This window comes from Bdellovibrio sp. GT3 (assembly GCF_037996765.1).
GTDB lineage: Bacteria > Bdellovibrionota > Bdellovibrionia > Bdellovibrionales > Bdellovibrionaceae > Bdellovibrio.
On sequence record NZ_JBBNAD010000001.1, the window covers coordinates 144428 to 161153 of the forward strand.

Genomic DNA, 16726 nt, shown 5'->3' on the forward strand with positions numbered 1-16726 from the left:
GTTCTATGAAAAAAATCTACCTTATTGATGTCAGCTCGATGTTCTTTCGCGCCTTCTTCGCGATCCGACAACTGACATCCCCTAAGGGCATGCCCGTTAATGCCATCTACGGTTTCATCTCCATGATCACGAAACTCATGAAAGAGGAAAAACCAGAATACATGGTTTTCTGCTACGACCGTAAAGAGCCTTCATTCAGACACGAAATGTACGATGACTACAAAGCTCACCGTACCGAAATGCCTGAAGACCTGGCTGTGCAGATTCCTTATATCAAACAATTGGCCGATATCATGGGTATCCCGGCTTTGGAAATTCCAAGCTACGAAGCCGATGACATCATTGGAACATTGACCAAGGTTGGAAAAAAGAACGGCGTCGAAGTCGTGATTGTCAGCGGAGATAAAGACTTCGGTCAGTTGATCGAAGATGGCGTGATCCTTTACGACACGATGAAAGATCATCGCTATACCTCTCAAGGTGTTTTCGAAAAATGGGGCGTGCGCCCAGATCAGTTCATCGACTACTTGGCGATCGTGGGTGATACCTCGGATAACATCCCAGGCGTTAAGGGCGTTGGTGAAAAGGGTGCAATTAAGCTTCTTGAGCAATTCAAGCACCTTGAAGACATCTACGAAAACATCGACAAAGTTGAAAGCAAAAGCGTTCGTCAAAAATTGATCGATGCCAAAGACATGGCTCTTTTGTCTAAAAAACTGGTGACCATCGCGACAGAAATTCCAGTGGATCACGATATTGAATCTTATCGCTTGAAGCCGCGTAAAGATGAAGAACTGCGCGCGTATCTGCGCGAATTCAATTTCAAAACTTTCGAAAAAAACCTGTTCGGAGATTCTTCGGCGGCACCGGCACCGGCAGCTGCAGCGCCCATGACTTCGACAGAGGTGGGTAAGGCCTATTACTCGGCTGCAGCCAAACCGGCAGCGGCTCCCGATGCTTTGGCAACTCCAATGCTTGCGGATCATCAAACCAAAGAATTCACTGAAAAGACGTTATCCACAAAAGAACTCGCAGGAATGTTTGCTGAAGGACAGCCACTATGGGGTTTTCACGATGCCCGCGGTGTCTTCATCGGGACTGATAACGATATCATCGCTGTTTCTGATTCCGAATTCCTGGGCAAATTGACCGATACCTTCAAAGTTCAATGGAAGGGCTACGATCTTAAGGATTTGTGGCACAAAATTGGAGCTAAGAATCCAAGTGCCGAATGGGATTCGATGTTGGCAGCTTATGTTTTGAAGGCTGCGGACTCGTCTGATTTTTCCAAGATCTATGAAAAACACATGGGCGAGGCGTTGCCAGAGATGGCGTCACCTTCACAGCTATACAATGCACAACTGCACCTTGCAAAAACCTTGGATAAGAAGCTTCACGAACTTCACGGTGAAAAAGTTTACCGCGAGCTGGAACTTCCGTTGGTGAAAGTGCTTTTATCCATGGAAAATCTGGGGATCCGTATCGATACGGATTTGCTCCACAACCTTAGTAAAGAACTTGAGGGCGAAATCGCCGTACTGGAAAAACAAATTCACGAACTGGCGGGAGAGAACTTCAACGTCGGAAGTCCCAAACAACTGGGCGTGATTCTGTTTGAAAAGTTAGGTCTGCCTGCAGGTAAGAAAACCAAAACTGGATACTCGACAGGGGAGGACGTACTCGAAGCCCTTGATCATCCTATCGCAAAACTGGTTTTGCAATGGCGTGAGCTTTCAAAACTAAAATCCACCTATGTGGATGCATTGCCAGTCATGGTTCAGGAAAAAGACGGACGAGTGCACACAAGTTTCAATCAGGCTTTGACGACTACGGGCCGCTTATCCAGTACATCTCCGAATTTGCAGAATATTCCGATCCGTACGCAGCGTGGTCAGTTGGTGCGTAAAGCCTTCATCGCAAATCCGCGCATGAAGCTTCTTTCGGTCGACTACTCACAAATTGAATTAAGAATTCTTGCGCACATCTCTGAAGATCCAAATCTATGTAAAGCCTTCGCTGAAGACCTGGACATCCATGCGGCGACTGCGGCAGAGATCTTTAATATTCCTTTAACTGAAGTAAATGCAGAACATCGTCGCACAGCCAAGGCTGTAAACTTCGGTATCGCCTACGGGCAGGGTGCATTCGGTTTGGCTGAAACTTTGGGTATTTCCCGTACAGAAGGAAAAGACATCATTGATCGCTATTTCACGCGCTTTAAAAACGTGCGCGATTATATCGAGGGCACGGTTAAGATCGCTCACGAAAAAGGTTACGTGGAAACACTGTTTGGTCGTCGTCGCTATATCGATGAACTTCAATCCAGCAACGCCATGCTAAAAAAATTCGGCGAGCGCGCTGCCATCAATGCCCCGATTCAGGGAACAGCCAGTGACTTGGTTAAAAAAGCCATGATCGAAGTCCACAAGACGGTGCCAGTGCGCATGCTATTGCAAGTGCATGACGAATTGATCTTCGAAGATTTCGCAGACAATTTGGAGAAAATCACTCCGCAGTTGGTAAGCATCATGGAAAACGTGGCGACACTGCGTGTGCCTCTAAAGGTAAATTACTCCATCGGCAATAACTGGGACGAAGCCCACTGACCCGTGCGGATGAAAAAGGGCAAACTGCTTCGTTGTCGGTTGGCGCCTTGCTCTTCGGCGTACTTGGAGTACGCCTGCGTGGCAGTCGCCGCCCTCCGCCTCGCATTTGACCCTTTTTGATCCGCACTGGCGTTCGCGGTGCGGAGGATGGGGATGGGGACGGGTTGGGGCGAGCTGTGCTGGGTTAGCGGTGGCGGACTTCTACTACTACTTTTTCTTTGGCGATCTCGTTGATGAGTGTGTTGATCTTTTCGATATTTTCTTCGTCTAGGTTTGCGTCCCATTCATCTAGCAGAATTATCTTCTCGTTCATTTGAGCGATGTGCTTCAAGTGCTGTAGGATGTTTTGTCCTGTGGAGCCCACTTTTAGATTTGGAATATCGAATTGTGGATTGGCTGGCAGGTAGATGCTTTCTTCGACTTGCTCGTTGAGCATTAGAAGTAGAGTTGATTTGCCGCTGCCGTTGTTGCCACGCACTTCAAGTCTGCGGGGAGTTGCGTTTTCAATCTGTTCTTTGATTTCATTTGTTGTTTGGTAGTTCTTGTTCTCTACCTGAATCTGGTTTGCTTTAATTCGGTTGCAATAGCCAAGTTCAGACAATTTTGTACCTTCTGCCAGTATCTTGAATTTTGATTCAAAGCTGATCAAAGAGGCTACAGCTGTAAAAATACTTCTGAATGTTCCAAGCATGGTTAGTTGGCGGGGAATAGTTGCCAGCAAAGCAATCAGTACAGGGGCATTCCCTTGATTCTTGAATAATGTAAACACGATAAGTGACATCACCGGAAGGCAAGATACCAAAGTAAGAATCACAACCAATCCTTCGTACCATCGTACTGATGTTTTGGACTTCTCCAGTGAGTTCTTCAGCAGAGTATGCAGACGGCTTTTGTAGGTATTGATCTGTGGCGAATTCTTAAAGAAGATGTTTTCCCAAGAGGTTAGTAAATAGCTATTCAGGGACAGTTTTGCATTCTGCTCTTCTTCGAATGCAGTTGTGGCGCGTTTTTGCAAAGCTCTGAATGCGAAAAAGCTGATAGCACCGGATACTATGAACGCTGGGATAAATTGGGGATCTAAAACATAACCGATTACAAGGGCACTTAGAATAATAGACAAGGCATAGGAAAAAACATCGATGTAGACAAGCAGAATTGCCGCTAGATACATCTCTACTTCCGCGCCGATGGAAATCAGGAATGATTCCTTTTTGTCTTTTTGTTGCCAGAAGCTTGGCGATCCCGCTTTGGACAAAAGGTGCTCGTTCAGGTATTGGCGGTAAGCAGCAACCGTTAAGGTCGTGTCGAGTGGTCTGACGAAGTAGCCCATGGCTGGTGCTATCAGGTGAGTCAGCATTGCAAGTACGGCCCAGAAGGCGAATTGAACGATGTTTTCAATATTGAAGCCGGCTTTTGCCAAAGCAAATGTACCTACAGCAGTAATGAATTGTTGAATCAAAATAAGAGCAGCGATTTTTAACGCAAGTTTTTTATCGATGTAAGAGAGTGTTGTTTTCATAATTATCTTTCCTGAACAATCCACTCTGACATTACAGAGTACCTGGTCCAATTTTTCACTTTGTTAACGGAGTGCCAGTTGGTTTCATCCGAAAAGAACAGAATCATTCTATTTGGAATTGGCTCAATGATATGGGCTTCTTCTGAGCTTGATTTTTCATTTTCGTGGAGTAAAAGTTCTCCGCCGTTTTCCTTCTTCCAGTTCGGGGAAAGGTAAAGAATGCAGACCAACGATCGATACTCCACAGTGTCTGTATGTATCGGCATCGATGGACTGGAGTCATTCATGTAGCGTAGTTGAACCAGACTCTTTTGATTAATCTCAAGTTCCGCGTCAGCGGCGCTTTCCAAAAAAAGTTTGAAGTCTTCGCTTAGGAAAATTCGTGCCAGATCCAAATCGGGAGTGAACTTAAAATTCACCTCCCATAGATCATCCGGAAGTCGTTGAAAGCCTTCTTTGGAGTTACACATCGTTTGTTGGAACTTCTCCAGAGCGTCGAGAGGCAGAAAATTATCCACCAGGTAGTACGGCCATGGTTGACTGAATTTCAAAGCTTGTTTGTATCGAATTAATGTCGTTTCCATGGTCGTTCTACCTGTTTGAAGTTACTTTCCTGAGTTTGATGTGCTTTTTGTCTTCAGAAGGTCTTTGATTTCTTGAGGGATGCAGTTGTCATCGAGTTCGCGTTGAACACCATGGGCAAAAGCGCCTCTGCGGGAATAACTGATTGATTGGAAAATTTCGAATTTGTTCATATGGGATCTCCTTTGTGGAGATCCGTAATTGCAGGTCCGATGCCACGGATTTCGGGCATCAGATCAAATATAGGCGTGCTGAGGAGCTGCGGTAATTAAAATCAGGATTTTGTCTTAGAATTAGGAACCGGCGCTATTGAGTTTCCCAACCCACCACGCGGCCGCCTTCGAAGTAGACGAAGCGGACTTCCTTGCGGTAGCCCGAAGAGGTGGATGTCTGGCGTTCATAGCGCCAGCGTTCGTTTCTGTATAGTGGATTGCCGGATACATCAATGCCGACGGGCTCGCCCCAGGATTTTTTAACGTATTCCTGTGGCATGCCAATCGCGATGTCCTGGGTATCAACTAAGCCCTTCATTTCGGCCTTTGGAGCGGTCGAACGGCTCCAGATTTTATTCTTATTGATCCAAGCCTGGCGGCCTTCGATGGAAGGAATGGACAGGAATTCCATTTTTTCGGCATCGGATTCAAGCCAAGGCAGGATCCGGGAATACTGTTCTTTCTCTTTGTTGGAGTGAAGCTTGCGCTCCATTTGGCGGACTGTTGTGCGATCTTGGATGTCCTGAATGTCACTGGCATTCAAGTTCCCTGGATCCTTGCCTAATTCATAAGCTGTTTGGCGGGCTGAACGATCGCGCATGATGTCCCGGGAATCCTGGGTATAGTCCGAGGAACCATAGCCACTGGAGGCGGATCTTTGCAAATTTGTACAAGCTGACAATGAAAGGCCCAAAACTGACACTGCAAACAATACTTTCATGCGTGAACTCCTAAGGTTTCATTGTAGGGGATAAGGGCCTGTTTATAAATTGTTCTTGCGAGAGTTTTGGTTCTTTTCTTACAATCGTCTTGGGAGCGGATATTGGCAGAAAATGAAAACCAGACCAAAGTAGAGTCGCAAAAGCCTGAGGGAGCACCCGAAGAGGAGAGTTCAGAGGAACTTTTATCTTTGGATTCCTTGGATTCTATTTTGGAAAAGGAAGATCCGGAATTTGCCAAGTCGTTGCAGACGATCGGTCCGGATGATCCCTCAAATCCCATTGTCATTGAAGAATCCGATCTGGAGTACAAACTTGCTGATGAAGTGAAGTATTGGGAAAGACAGGATGGCTGGCGCAAGAAGCTGGTGAAGTTTTTGCCATTCATCCCGCGCATCAGTTACTTCATTCGCTTGCAGCACATGGCGCTGCGCCTGAGCTGGCGCAAATTCAAAGAACAGACAGTTCAGTTCTTAAAAAATCTGGGACCGAATCTGAAGCAGGGGATCGGAAATCTGATCGCTGGTTTGAAATCCTGGATTGGTAATCTGGTCACGACGATTAAAGGCTTTTCGATTGTTCAAAAGATCGGTTTGGCATTTTTAGTGGTGGCAACCGGCGTGGGCGGAGTGGTTCTTTATAAGATAGCCACCAACAGGCTGATTCCGGCACATGAAGAATTGTTTTTGCCGACACTCGAGGAGTGGGCGGATAAGAAGGAGATTTATCAGGCAGATCAAGTGGAGCCATTTTACGACTCCACTCGTGTCGCTCAGAATATTTTTAGCACGCAGCGAATTTTTGCCAACGTCAGGAAATCCTCACAGTCAGGCCCGAACCCGATGGCCGCTCTGGAGTTTTTCGTAGAGGGCACGGATGCGGATGTGGTCGTTGAGATCAAAGACCGCGAGCCTGAAGTGAAGGATTTGTTTTTAAGGACAGTTGAAGAGTTTACTTATGATCAACTGTCCTCGGCCGAAGGCAAACAGATGTTGTGCGAAAGACTTCGCAAAGAAATCAATAAGATCCTGACCAAAGGCAAAGTGCGCAGGATCTTCTTTAAAACGGCTGTGATTAAGCCTTAAAGTTATCAATCTGAATATTGTAGTACTTCAGGCGGTCATGCAAAGTCGATTTTGGCATGCCCAAGTCAGCGGCTGTTCGACGTTGATTGCCGCGATTCGCTGTCAGACGTTTGATGATCATTTGTCTTTCAATCTCCTTGATCACGGGAATGTCATTACTGACCTCAGCTTCCGCCGGCGTCAGCAGGGTTTTATCCAGCAGCTTTTCGATATGTTTTTCCTCGATGTGCTCGCGCGGATAAAGGGCTGCAGTTCTGCTGACCAGGTTTTTTAACTCACGAATATTTCCCGGCCATGGATGTTTTTTTAGACGGACAATGGCTCCGTGTGAAAAGCGCACCCGCATTTTCTTCGCAAACGTATATAGCAAGTCATCAAAGTCCTCCATGCGGTTTACCAACGCGGGTGGTGTGACGGTGACGACATTCAGACGGAAATAAAGATCTGAACGGAAAGCGCCCTGACGGATTTTTTCAGGAAGACTTTGGTGAGTGGCGGCAATGATGCGCACGTCTGTTTTGATATTCTTATCGGCACCGACGGGGCGGATTTCGCCGTTTTCCAAGGCGCGCAGAAGTTTTGCCTGCAGCGAATAAGACAAATCACCGATTTCATCCAAAAACAAAGTACCCCCGCGAGCGGCCTCAAAGGCACCTTTACGGTCCGAGATAGCGCCGGTGAAGCTGCCCTTCACGTGACCAAACAATTCACTTTCGATCAGGGTTTCACTCAAGGCACTGCAGTTCACGCTTAGAAAATTGGCGTTTTTACGAGCGCTGGCATTGTGCAAGGCTTGGGCAATAATGTCTTTGCCGGTGCCTGATGGTCCAAGAATCAAAACCGGAAACTCGGTGTCGGCAACATTGCGCAGACTTTGTAGTTCTTCATTCCAAACTTCGTTGCGGCTTTTAAGTGGGAATTCAGAAGTTGTTTGAGAGGATTCAAAGGTAAAGAAAAGTTCCTGAGTGCCAGCGCGGATAAGATCGCCCTCCTGAAGGATGGCTTCCATGATACGGGCATTGTTAACATAGGTTCCTTGAGTGCTGCGCAGATCGCGAATGTAGTAAGTTTGCTCGCGGCGTTCGATACGGAAGTGTCTTTCGGCGACGTCGTCACCGTGGATTTGGATCTGACATTGAGCGTCTTTGCCGATCGTCAGAAATTCGCTGACTTGATAAGTTTTCGGGTTTTCACCCATCAGTTTTAGAAAAGCTTGATTCATATTGGTTATCTCCTTGGTGGCAGTCCAAAAGCAAGGGTGTTGCCACCGTCAGCTCGATTTAAAATGACTCTCAGGGCAGTTTGGGACTTATAATGTACTGAGCCTAAGATCTCAGTCTTAGAATTGAGAATTGAGAAACTCCTTAAGAATTGGTAGCCTACGTTATGCCAAAACAGATCAGATTCATTAAAAGTGCAGTTGTCGAAAAGGACTACCCAGTCCATTCTCTTCCCGAAGTAGCCATTGCGGGCCGATCCAACGCCGGAAAAAGTTCCTTCATCAATGGTCTTGCGACCAATAAGATCGCCAAAGTCAGTTCCACGCCGGGTAAAACCCGCCTGTTGAATTTCTTTGATGTCGCGGCAACTTTTGTTTTGGTGGATATGCCAGGATATGGATTTGCGGCGCGCTCAGGTGATGAGATTCGCGACTGGCATAAAATGATCGAGACTTACCTCTCTGCTCGTGAAAGTCTGGCGGGATTGATTCTGGTAATGGATATTCGCAGATCCTGGTCCGAGGACGAAGAGCTTCTTCGTCGCTTCTCCGAAACTCAGGGCTTTCCTTTGGCCGTGGTTTTGACCAAGGCTGATAAAATGTCCCGTTCGCAAATGCTACAGGCGATTGCCAAGCTTAAAAAAGAAACCGGTTTAACTGCGGTGTTTGGAACTTCGGCGATCAAGAAAACCGGCCAGGAAGATGTCGAAGACTACATCTATAAGAACTGGATCAAATAGATGAAAATCGTCGGCGTCATCCCAGCACGATTTGCCTCGACACGTTTTCCGGGAAAGCCACTGGCGATGCTGCAAGGGCGCCCCATGATTCAATGGACTATCGAAGGTGCCCGAAAATCCAAATTGCTGACTGAACTGATTGTCGCAACAGATGATGAGTTGATCAAAGGCGCTGCCGAGGACGTGGGCGCAAAGGTCGTAATGACCGACAGCCATCTTCCATCAGGCAGCGATCGTATTCATGCCGCCATCAAAGGTATCGATTGCGATGTCGTGGTTAATATTCAGGGCGACGAGCCCTTGGTGACAGGCGAACTGATTGATCGTCTGGCTCAGGTGTTTGTCGATGAACCAAAGATGGACATGGCAACATTGGCTCATCCTATTTCTGAAGAAGAATTGCAGAACCCGAACTCCGTCAAAGTCGTGATGAACATCAACGATGAAGCTTTGTACTTTAGTCGCTTTCCAATGCCTTACTCCCGCTTGAAGGCGAATGAGATGGGCGATTATTCAGGATGTCTGAAACATATCGGAATGTATGCTTACTCCAAAAAATTTCTGAAAGAGTTTTGTGAGGCTCCGCAAGCATTGATAGAGCGCGCGGAAAGTCTGGAGCAATTGCGGGCCCTTTATTTGGGCGCAAAAATCAAAGTCGTACGTGTAAAAGAAGCCAGCATCGGGGTGGATACTCCCGAGGATCTGGAAAAGTTGGAAAAAATTTTAAGTCAGAGGAAATAATGGCAAAAAAATCAAATACCAAATCAACAGCTGTGAAAGCGACCAAGAAAACTGTCGCGACCACAAAAGTTTCAACTGCGAAATCCACTAAGACTTCACTGAAGCAAAAATTCATTTTTGTTACGGGCGGGGTGGTTTCCTCCATCGGTAAGGGTCTTACCGCGGCAAGCTTGGGTGCTTTGCTGGAGGCACGTGGACACAAAGTCACCATCATGAAATTCGATCCGTACTTAAATGTGGATCCAGGCACAATGTCTCCGTTTCAACACGGGGAAGTCTATGTGACTGAAGATGGTGCAGAGACGGATTTGGATTTGGGTCACTACGAGCGCTTTACATCTGCTGTGATGAATCGCTCCAACTCTGTTTCCACAGGTCAGATCTATGACACGGTTATCGCACGCGAACGCCGTGGTGATTATCTGGGTGGGACTGTGCAGGTGATTCCGCACATCACAGAAGAAATCAAAGCGCGCATTTATGAGGCTGCCCAAGGCAGTGAAGTTATTCTGGTTGAAATCGGCGGGACAGTGGGGGATATCGAATCCCAGCCGTTCCTTGAAGCCATTCGCCAAATGCGCATCGATGTCGGGATGGAAAACTCTGTCCTGGTTCACGTGACCTACGTTCCCTACATTGCGGCGGCAGGTGAGCTGAAATCCAAGCCGACTCAGCACTCGGTCAAAGAACTTCGTATGCTCGGTCTTCAGCCGGATTTCCTGGTTTGTCGCAGTGAAAAGCATATTGATGATAATCTTAAGGGTAAAATCGCCTTGTTCTGTTCAGTTCAGCCAAATCATGTCGTGGCGGCACAGGACAGTCGTTTCATTTATGAAGTGCCGTTGGCATTGCACAATGAGAAACTGGATGAGTTGATCGTTACCCGCCTTGGGTTGAAACCTCAGCGGTTGAATCTAAAGGGCTGGCAGAATCTTGTGAATGTTTTATCCAAGCCGGATGAAACAGTGAAAATCGGTGTTGTTGGTAAGTATGTCGAGCTGAAAGAAGCTTACAAATCCCTGCATGAAGCTTTGGTTCATGGTGGTGTTGCCAATAAAGCCCGCGTGGAAATCATTTATGTCGACTCTGAAAAAGTAACGGATAAGACGGTGAATTCTCTGTTGGGTAAAGTGGATGGAATCCTGGTTCCGGGTGGTTTCGGTACCCGCGGAGTTGAAGGTAAAATCACGGCCATTAAGTTTGCCCGTGAAAAACGTGTTCCTTTCTTTGGTATTTGTTTTGGTATGCAGCTGGCGGCGATTGAGTTTGCACGCAACGTGTGCGGAATCAAAGATGCAACCAGCCGTGAGTTCCATGCCGAGGGCAAGCGCAATGGCAATTTCGTGATCGACTCCATGGTCGAACAACGTGGCCTGGTGAATAAGGGCGGAACGATGCGCTTGGGGGCTTACCCGTGTGCAATCGCACCAAACACCAAGGCAGCCCAAGTCTATAAAACTGCAAATATCACGGAACGCCACCGCCATCGTTTTGAGTACAATAATAAGTTTAAAGCACTCTTTGAAAAGAACGGCATGATTGCTTCCGGTATATGTAAAGAACGCGATCTGGTTGAAGTTGTCGAGCTTCCGGACCATCCTTGGTTCGTGGCCGTGCAATACCACCCTGAGTTCAAGTCCAAACCACTTGAACCACATCCGTTGTTTGTCCACTTTGTGAAAGCCAGTTTGAAGAATAAGTAGGAATTGATTATGTCGAAATTAATCGAGCAAGCACTACAGGTTTTGGATGTTGAAGCACAGGCGATTCTGGCGTTGAAACCCCGAATCGGAGTTGAATTTGAACAGGTTGTGAAGCTTATCACTTCCTGCAAGGGCAAACTTGTTGTCACTGGTATGGGCAAGTCCGGCCAAATTGCGCGCAAACTGGCGAGCACATTCTCTTCGACAGGAACACCGTCCGTGTTCTTGCATCCCGCGGAAAGTAATCACGGTGATCTGGGAATGGTGACCAATGACGATGTGATTATGGCTCTATCCTATGGCGGGGAGTCTCCGGAATTTTCAGGAATTCTGAGCTTTGTCGCTCGTAAGGGAATTCCCTTGATTGCTCTGACAGGCAAGCCGTCTTCGTCTCTAGCGAAAGCGGCCCAGGTTACATTGAATGTGGAAGTGTCTTCGGAAGCCTGCCCGTTGGGGTTGGCTCCAACTGCAAGTAGCACAGCGACGTTGGCGATGGGTGATGCTGTTGCCATGGCTGTGATGGCCGAAAAAGGAGTCAGCTCTGCTGACTTTGCAGAATTCCATCCGGGTGGCAGTTTGGGGTATCGTCTTCTAACCCGAGTTAAAGATGTTATGCACTCCGGGGAAGCGTTGCCGACAGTGGGGTTGAATGCTCCATTGAAAGAAGTGTTTTCAATCATGACCCATAAAGATGTTCGCGGTGCTGCCGGCGTCGTGGACGAGAAGGGTGATTTGGTCGGGGTTATTACCGATGGTCAAATCCGACGACGTTTGGAGAAGTCCAACGATCCATTTACGGGGCAGGCTAAGGATCTGATGACCACAAGTCCAAGAACCATTGATAAGAACGAGCTCGCTGAAAAAGCGCTCTTTGTGATGGAACAGTTCCAGATCAATATGCTCTTTGTCCTGGATAAAGAGGCGTCGCAACCCCATAAACCGGTGGGCATTCTCCATGTTCAAGACCTTTTGAAAGCGCGTGTACGCTAATTAAACGGGGTTTCAGACTGAAACCCTTGTCTTATTTTCTATTGGTTTTCATTTAAATCCATGCGAGGTGACTTTTTCCCATGGGGCCGTTAAACCCTTGAGTAAGAGGCATTGTTTGGCTGTAAATTTCAGAGAAATACCCCCATTTGCGATTTCATTGGTCTTGCACCTTGCGGTGTTTGCGGGGTTGTCTATTGGTGCCTTGAAAACTCAGAATCCGGCGCCATTTGGTTTCTACAAAAAAGGTGGTCCGGTGGTGGTGGAGTTTGATTCTGCCCCGACGCAAGCCACGGCAGTCAAAAAAATCGCCACTCCCAAGCTTTCCGATGATGGGGAAGTCGCTATTGCTCAAAAGAAAAAACAACATCTCGAAGTGACACCTCCGCCAGCTGAATCTGCTGGAGCAAAAACTTTGGGACATGCTGATGGAAATCTGACTTCAGGTCCGTTAGGTGAAGCCACAGGCAATCGAAATGCTTCAATCAAAGAGCGCTACTTGTATGAGCTTCGCGTATTGATTGAAGGTCGCAAGATTTATCCTGTCACATCCAAAAGACTGCGCGAAACAGGCCGGGTGCTTGTGGAGTTTATCGTCGAAAAAGACGGCACGATCACGGCCGTGGAAGTGAAGCAGGGCACGGCTTTCAACAGATTGAACGAAGCTGCAAAAAGTTTGATTGCCGGCATAGGAAAGTACAAACCTCTGCCTGCTGAATTTGCAACATCATCTGCCAAGCTTGAAATTCCGATCGAATACTCTTTGCAGTAATTCACGAACAGGAATGTCCGTTAACATTCACATTTGAATGGTCCAGTTGGAAAAAAGGAAACACACTCTACCTCAGGTTTGTTGTTACCTTTAACTACTTTCTCTTCGAGTTGATATCATTCCCGACCAAATACCAGTGGGACAAAAGTCTTGTATCAAGGTGCGACACTTGCCCCCCTTGTAATAATTTCCCACAATGATTTCGTGGCAATAGAAATATCAAAACTCAAAAATATCAAGATGTTGGTGCTCGATGTCGACGGCGTCATGACTGACACGCGAATCTGGTTTGAAAACGGCGAGTGGCGCCGTTTTTATTCTATTCGTGATGGCGTTGGCATCAAACGATTGACAGAAGCGGGTTACAAGATCGCGGTCATCACAGGTACCAAGGCTGAAGATGTGCGCGCGCGCGTTAAGTCGCTTGGCATTCAGTATTTCTATGAAGGTGCTCTCGACAAAGAGCCTTCTTTCTTACAGCTGCAAAAGGATTCCGGCATTTCACCAAATGAAATGGCGTATGTGGGGGACGACATTTTCGATATCCCACTTTTGCAGGCAGTTTCCTTCGGCGCCACAGTTCCAGAAGCAGTAGATGAAGTAATTGAGATTGCAGATTACGTGACGAAGCGGCCCGGTGGCTGTGGAGCAGTTCGTGAAGTTTGTGATTACATTTTTAAATATGGGGCCTTTTCCTCAGGTAGGTAGTTCATGCTAAAGAATGGTTTGAAAGCCTTGATCATCATTGGTGCAGCTTTGTTACTGCATAAAACGGCATTCGCTGCCGAGTTGGTCGAGTTGCCAGTAGAAGAGCTGGCAAAGGAATCCGTACTCCCGGTTTTTGATAAATCGGTGAGCGTTAAAAACCGCCGTGTAGTCACAGCAGGCCGCATTGACGTGAATGCGTTTTATGGGCTGGGACTGACTGAACCGATTTACGACGTCAGTAAGTTTGGATTCTCGGCTTACTATAACTGGAACGAGGAAAACGCGATCGGTATTCTTTTCTCCAAGAATGCGACGGGTGTCTCCAGTTATGCGACTCAGCTCCAGGGTCAATTCAATCTGAACTACGACCAGGCTCCAAAACCTGAAATGACTTTGATGGCTGACTATAACATCAAGGTTTTCTACGGAAAAATGAGTCTGACCAAATCAATGGTTATCAACACCATGCTTTTTGGCTCGGGTGCCCTGGGTATGGTTAAGTTTGAAACCAAAGCAAATCCGGCGTTGGCATTGGGCATGGGACAAAAGTTTTTCTTCAATCCCAGCTGGGCCCTTCGCTTTGATTTGCGTCTTTATATGAATCAAGCGCCGATTCCATTCAATTCCGGATTGAACGGCGGCGGAACAGTTTCAAATGATAGTTTTAAAGAGCGTCTTACTTACACCACAAACCTCGATGTCGGTTTGTCTTACCTGTTTTAAGCGAGGCTGAAAGATGTTGAATAAAAAGCTAATCACTATTTTGCTTTTCTCAGCGATGCTGATTCCGGGTTTGGCAACAGCCCAGGATCTGGGTGGCGGTGAGGATGTTGACAGCTTTGAATCCGAAGTTGGCAAATCCGCACCTAGAATTGATAATTCTGCGGCAGCAAAAAACTATGATGACAGTCCTGATAAAAATACGACAGATTTCAAAGGTCTTGCGAATCTGGCGCCATTTCAGGAAATTTCGATTATCCAAAAAAGATTCATGCCTAAAACCGGTCGTTTCGAGCTATTTGGTGGCGCTACTGTCGTAACCAATGACCCATTCTTCAATACGATGGGTGGTGTGTTTAAGGCAGGTTACTTCCTGACTGAAACCTGGGGTGTCGAGCTGAATTACTTTGCTTTGACCACGTCAGAGCGGGAATCGACTCGTGAGCTTGAAGAGAACAATAAAGTTTCCACCGAGAGTTTGGCCTTTCCAAAATCGTACATGGGTGCCGACCTGATGTGGGTTCCGATTTACGGGAAAATGACATGGTTTAACAACCGTATTGTTCCTTTCGATCTTTATTTTTCCGGTGGTTATGGAATGACTGAGGTTTCCACTGGGGAAAGCGCAGGAACTATTCACGTGGCAGCAGGTCAGATCTTCTCTTTGACCAAATCTGTGGCGTTCCGTTGGGACTTCAGCTGGAACTTCTTCAATGCGACGGTCACCAATAAAGATACTGATGGCAACGTATTGGGCAAATCCACGAACAGCTTCAATAACTTGTTCTTAACTGTCGGCGTAAGCTGGTTCTTTCCGGAGGCAACATACCGATGAGAAAACTACTACTACTCTTGATTGCAACAAGTATGGTTATGCCCGTTATGGGTGATGCGCAGACATCTCGCCAAGCACCTGCAAAACGTCCAACGACTGCACGTCCAGCGGCTCCTCGCAAAGCGCAGCCGCCGAATGCAAAAGCTCAGCTTGCCCGCGCATTGCAAATGGCCCAAAACGGTCAGTATGCAGCAGCAGCAAATAACCTGTTCACATTGGCTCGTAAACCTGAGTTGGCAGCAGAGCGTCCGCAAATTAAGTACATTCTGGGAACTATGTTGATGCAGTTGAAGCTGTATCAAACAGCAGCTTTCCAATTCGTTGATGTGATCCGCTCCGGCAGCCCACGTTATTCAAAACCTGCGATTGAAAAACTTTCGATTGTGGCCGACGGCCTGGGTGACGATACCATTCTGAATTACGCGATCTCTCGTGTGGATTTGAATGCCATTCCGGCAAGTCAAAAAGACATGGTTTATTTCCGTCTTGGGGAAATCCAGCGTCGTAATAAGGATTATGCCAAGGCGATTGATATGTTCAGCCGCGTTGGTGCAAACAGCTCATACTTCTATCAGGCCACGTACAACCGCGGGCTTTGTGAACTAGAGGCCAATGAAGTTCCACAGGCAATCACAGTTTTCCAAAACATGATTGATGGCCGTGCGTCCGCTCCGGTGACTGATACCAATAAGGTTCAGGCTCAGTTGGCTTTGGCACGTGCTTACTATCAGAAGAAAGACTGGGATGCGGCGATCGAGGCATACTCTTCAGTACCTCGTGATACGCTGGCTTGGCATGATGCGATTTTTGAACAATCCTGGGCGATGTTGCGTTCAGCGCGCTTCCGTTCAGCGATGAGTAATTTCCAAACTCTCCACTCGGCATATTACGAAGACTTTTATATGCCGGAGAGTTTACTTTTACGCGCCATCGTTTACCTCTACATCTGTAAGTACGACGAGATGGAGAAGGTTTTGAATCTGTTTGAGTCCACTTATGGACCGATCCGTTCCAAAATCGGTAACTTCATCAAGAGCACAAACGACAATATGTACTACTATCAGGAGCTTGAAAAAGCGAAAGTCATCAAGACGACTGATAAATCCGCGAATCTTCATCTTCCATACATTGTTCTTAGAAACATCATGGATCAGGGTGACGTGAAGCGTGCGATGAACTACCTGGCTCGATTGAACCAGGAAAAAACGCGCGTGGAAGGCAGCCCGACATTCCGTGCATCAGCTTTGGGTCAGTATTCTTTAAAAATCCTGGCAAATCGCTCCAAGAACACGAAGCTGGCAATCGGCGATATGATGAAAGTGCACTTGTTGAACATGCGCACAGAGCTTCATGACCTGTATGAGCAATCTGGCTTCATCCGTTACGAAATGATCAACGGAAGAAAAGAAAGCGTTAAAAAGAAAATTGCTGGTAAAGACCTTGGTGAACAAATTGACGACAACGTGAACCGTAAGTTCTACGTCGAAAATGGGTTCCAATACTATCCGTTCCAAGGCGAGTTCTGGTTGGATGAAATCGGTAACTACCACTATCTGGGCAAACAAAGTTGCGAGTAGG

General features: G+C 47.0%; 16 protein-coding genes. 11 read left to right on the forward strand and 5 right to left on the reverse strand.

The window, feature by feature from the left end; translation table 11 throughout:
- The first annotated feature begins 5 nt into the window (after window positions 1-5).
- Window positions 6-2606, forward strand: a complete 2601-nt coding sequence (gene polA, locus AAAA73_RS00585) for a DNA polymerase I (protein WP_340596200.1) — start codon at window positions 6-8, stop codon at window positions 2604-2606.
- A 184-nt stretch (window positions 2607-2790) separates the two neighbouring features.
- On the opposite strand, the gene AAAA73_RS00590 is transcribed toward polA, so the two are convergent.
- The 4 genes from AAAA73_RS00590 to AAAA73_RS00605 all read right to left on the reverse strand — a co-directional run bounded on the left by AAAA73_RS00590 (window position 2791) and on the right by AAAA73_RS00605 (window position 5640).
- On the reverse strand, window positions 2791-4125 hold the full coding sequence (locus AAAA73_RS00590; protein WP_340596201.1) for an ATP-binding cassette domain-containing protein: 1335 nt from the start codon (window positions 4123-4125) through the stop codon (window positions 2791-2793).
- A gap of 2 nt (window positions 4126-4127) precedes the next feature.
- Window positions 4128-4709 (reverse strand): 2OG-Fe(II) oxygenase, encoded by a 582-nt coding sequence (locus AAAA73_RS00595; RefSeq protein WP_340596202.1) that lies wholly within the window; start codon window positions 4707-4709, stop codon window positions 4128-4130.
- Window positions 4710-4730: 21 nt separating this feature from the next.
- Entirely contained in the window at window positions 4731-4880 is a 150-nt protein-coding gene (locus tag AAAA73_RS00600; RefSeq protein ID WP_340596203.1) for a hypothetical protein, read from the reverse strand.
- Between the two features lie 133 nt (window positions 4881-5013).
- Complete coding sequence (locus AAAA73_RS00605; protein ID WP_340596204.1) at window positions 5014-5640, reverse strand: hypothetical protein; 627 nt, start codon at window positions 5638-5640, stop codon at window positions 5014-5016.
- Window positions 5641-5742: 102 nt separating this feature from the next.
- On the opposite strand from AAAA73_RS00605, the gene AAAA73_RS00610 reads away from it, so the two are divergent.
- The gene (locus AAAA73_RS00610; RefSeq protein WP_340596205.1) at window positions 5743-6723 is read left to right on the forward strand and encodes a flagellar basal body-associated FliL family protein; all 981 of its coding nucleotides are present in this window, start codon (window positions 5743-5745) and stop codon (window positions 6721-6723) included.
- On the opposite strand, the gene AAAA73_RS00615 is transcribed toward AAAA73_RS00610, so the two are convergent.
- On the reverse strand, window positions 6713-7945 hold the full coding sequence (locus AAAA73_RS00615; protein ID WP_340596206.1) for a sigma 54-interacting transcriptional regulator: 1233 nt from the start codon (window positions 7943-7945) through the stop codon (window positions 6713-6715). The two genes, AAAA73_RS00610 and AAAA73_RS00615, sit on opposite strands and share 11 nt — an antisense overlap.
- A 164-nt stretch (window positions 7946-8109) precedes the next feature.
- Between AAAA73_RS00615 and yihA the strand changes: the two genes are divergently transcribed.
- The 9 genes from yihA (at window position 8110) to AAAA73_RS00660 (ending at window position 16725) form a co-directional block, all read left to right on the forward strand.
- Complete coding sequence (yihA, locus tag AAAA73_RS00620; protein WP_340596207.1) at window positions 8110-8682, forward strand: ribosome biogenesis GTP-binding protein YihA/YsxC; 573 nt, start codon at window positions 8110-8112, stop codon at window positions 8680-8682.
- Window positions 8683-9423 carry a 3-deoxy-manno-octulosonate cytidylyltransferase gene (gene kdsB, locus AAAA73_RS00625; protein ID WP_340596208.1) on the forward strand — a complete coding sequence of 247 codons (741 nt, stop codon included), beginning with the start codon at window positions 8683-8685 and terminating at the stop codon, window positions 9421-9423.
- Window positions 9424-9521: 98 nt separating this feature from the next.
- Window positions 9522-11126, forward strand: coding sequence for a CTP synthase (locus AAAA73_RS00630; protein ID WP_445292013.1), 1605 nt, complete (start codon window positions 9522-9524; stop codon window positions 11124-11126).
- 9 nt (window positions 11127-11135) lie between these two features.
- Complete coding sequence (locus AAAA73_RS00635) at window positions 11136-12116, forward strand: KpsF/GutQ family sugar-phosphate isomerase (protein ID WP_340596210.1); 981 nt, start codon at window positions 11136-11138, stop codon at window positions 12114-12116.
- Between the two features lie 115 nt (window positions 12117-12231).
- Window positions 12232-12885, forward strand: a complete 654-nt coding sequence (locus AAAA73_RS00640) for a TonB family protein (RefSeq protein WP_340596211.1) — start codon at window positions 12232-12234, stop codon at window positions 12883-12885.
- 204 nt (window positions 12886-13089) lie between these two features.
- Window positions 13090-13593 carry a KdsC family phosphatase gene (locus tag AAAA73_RS00645; RefSeq protein ID WP_340596212.1) on the forward strand — a complete coding sequence of 168 codons (504 nt, stop codon included), beginning with the start codon at window positions 13090-13092 and terminating at the stop codon, window positions 13591-13593.
- A 3-nt stretch (window positions 13594-13596) separates the two neighbouring features.
- Window positions 13597-14316: an outer membrane beta-barrel domain-containing protein gene (locus AAAA73_RS00650; protein ID WP_340596213.1), complete on the forward strand. Its 720-nt coding sequence runs from the start codon at window positions 13597-13599 to the stop codon at window positions 14314-14316.
- A 13-nt stretch (window positions 14317-14329) separates the two neighbouring features.
- A complete protein-coding gene (locus AAAA73_RS00655; protein WP_340596214.1) occupies window positions 14330-15148 on the forward strand; it encodes an outer membrane beta-barrel domain-containing protein in 819 nt (272 codons plus the stop codon).
- The gene (locus AAAA73_RS00660) at window positions 15145-16725 is read left to right on the forward strand and encodes a tetratricopeptide repeat protein (protein ID WP_340596215.1); all 1581 of its coding nucleotides are present in this window, start codon (window positions 15145-15147) and stop codon (window positions 16723-16725) included. Before AAAA73_RS00655 ends, AAAA73_RS00660 begins: the two co-directional genes overlap by 4 nt.
- Window position 16726 lies beyond the last annotated feature (1 nt).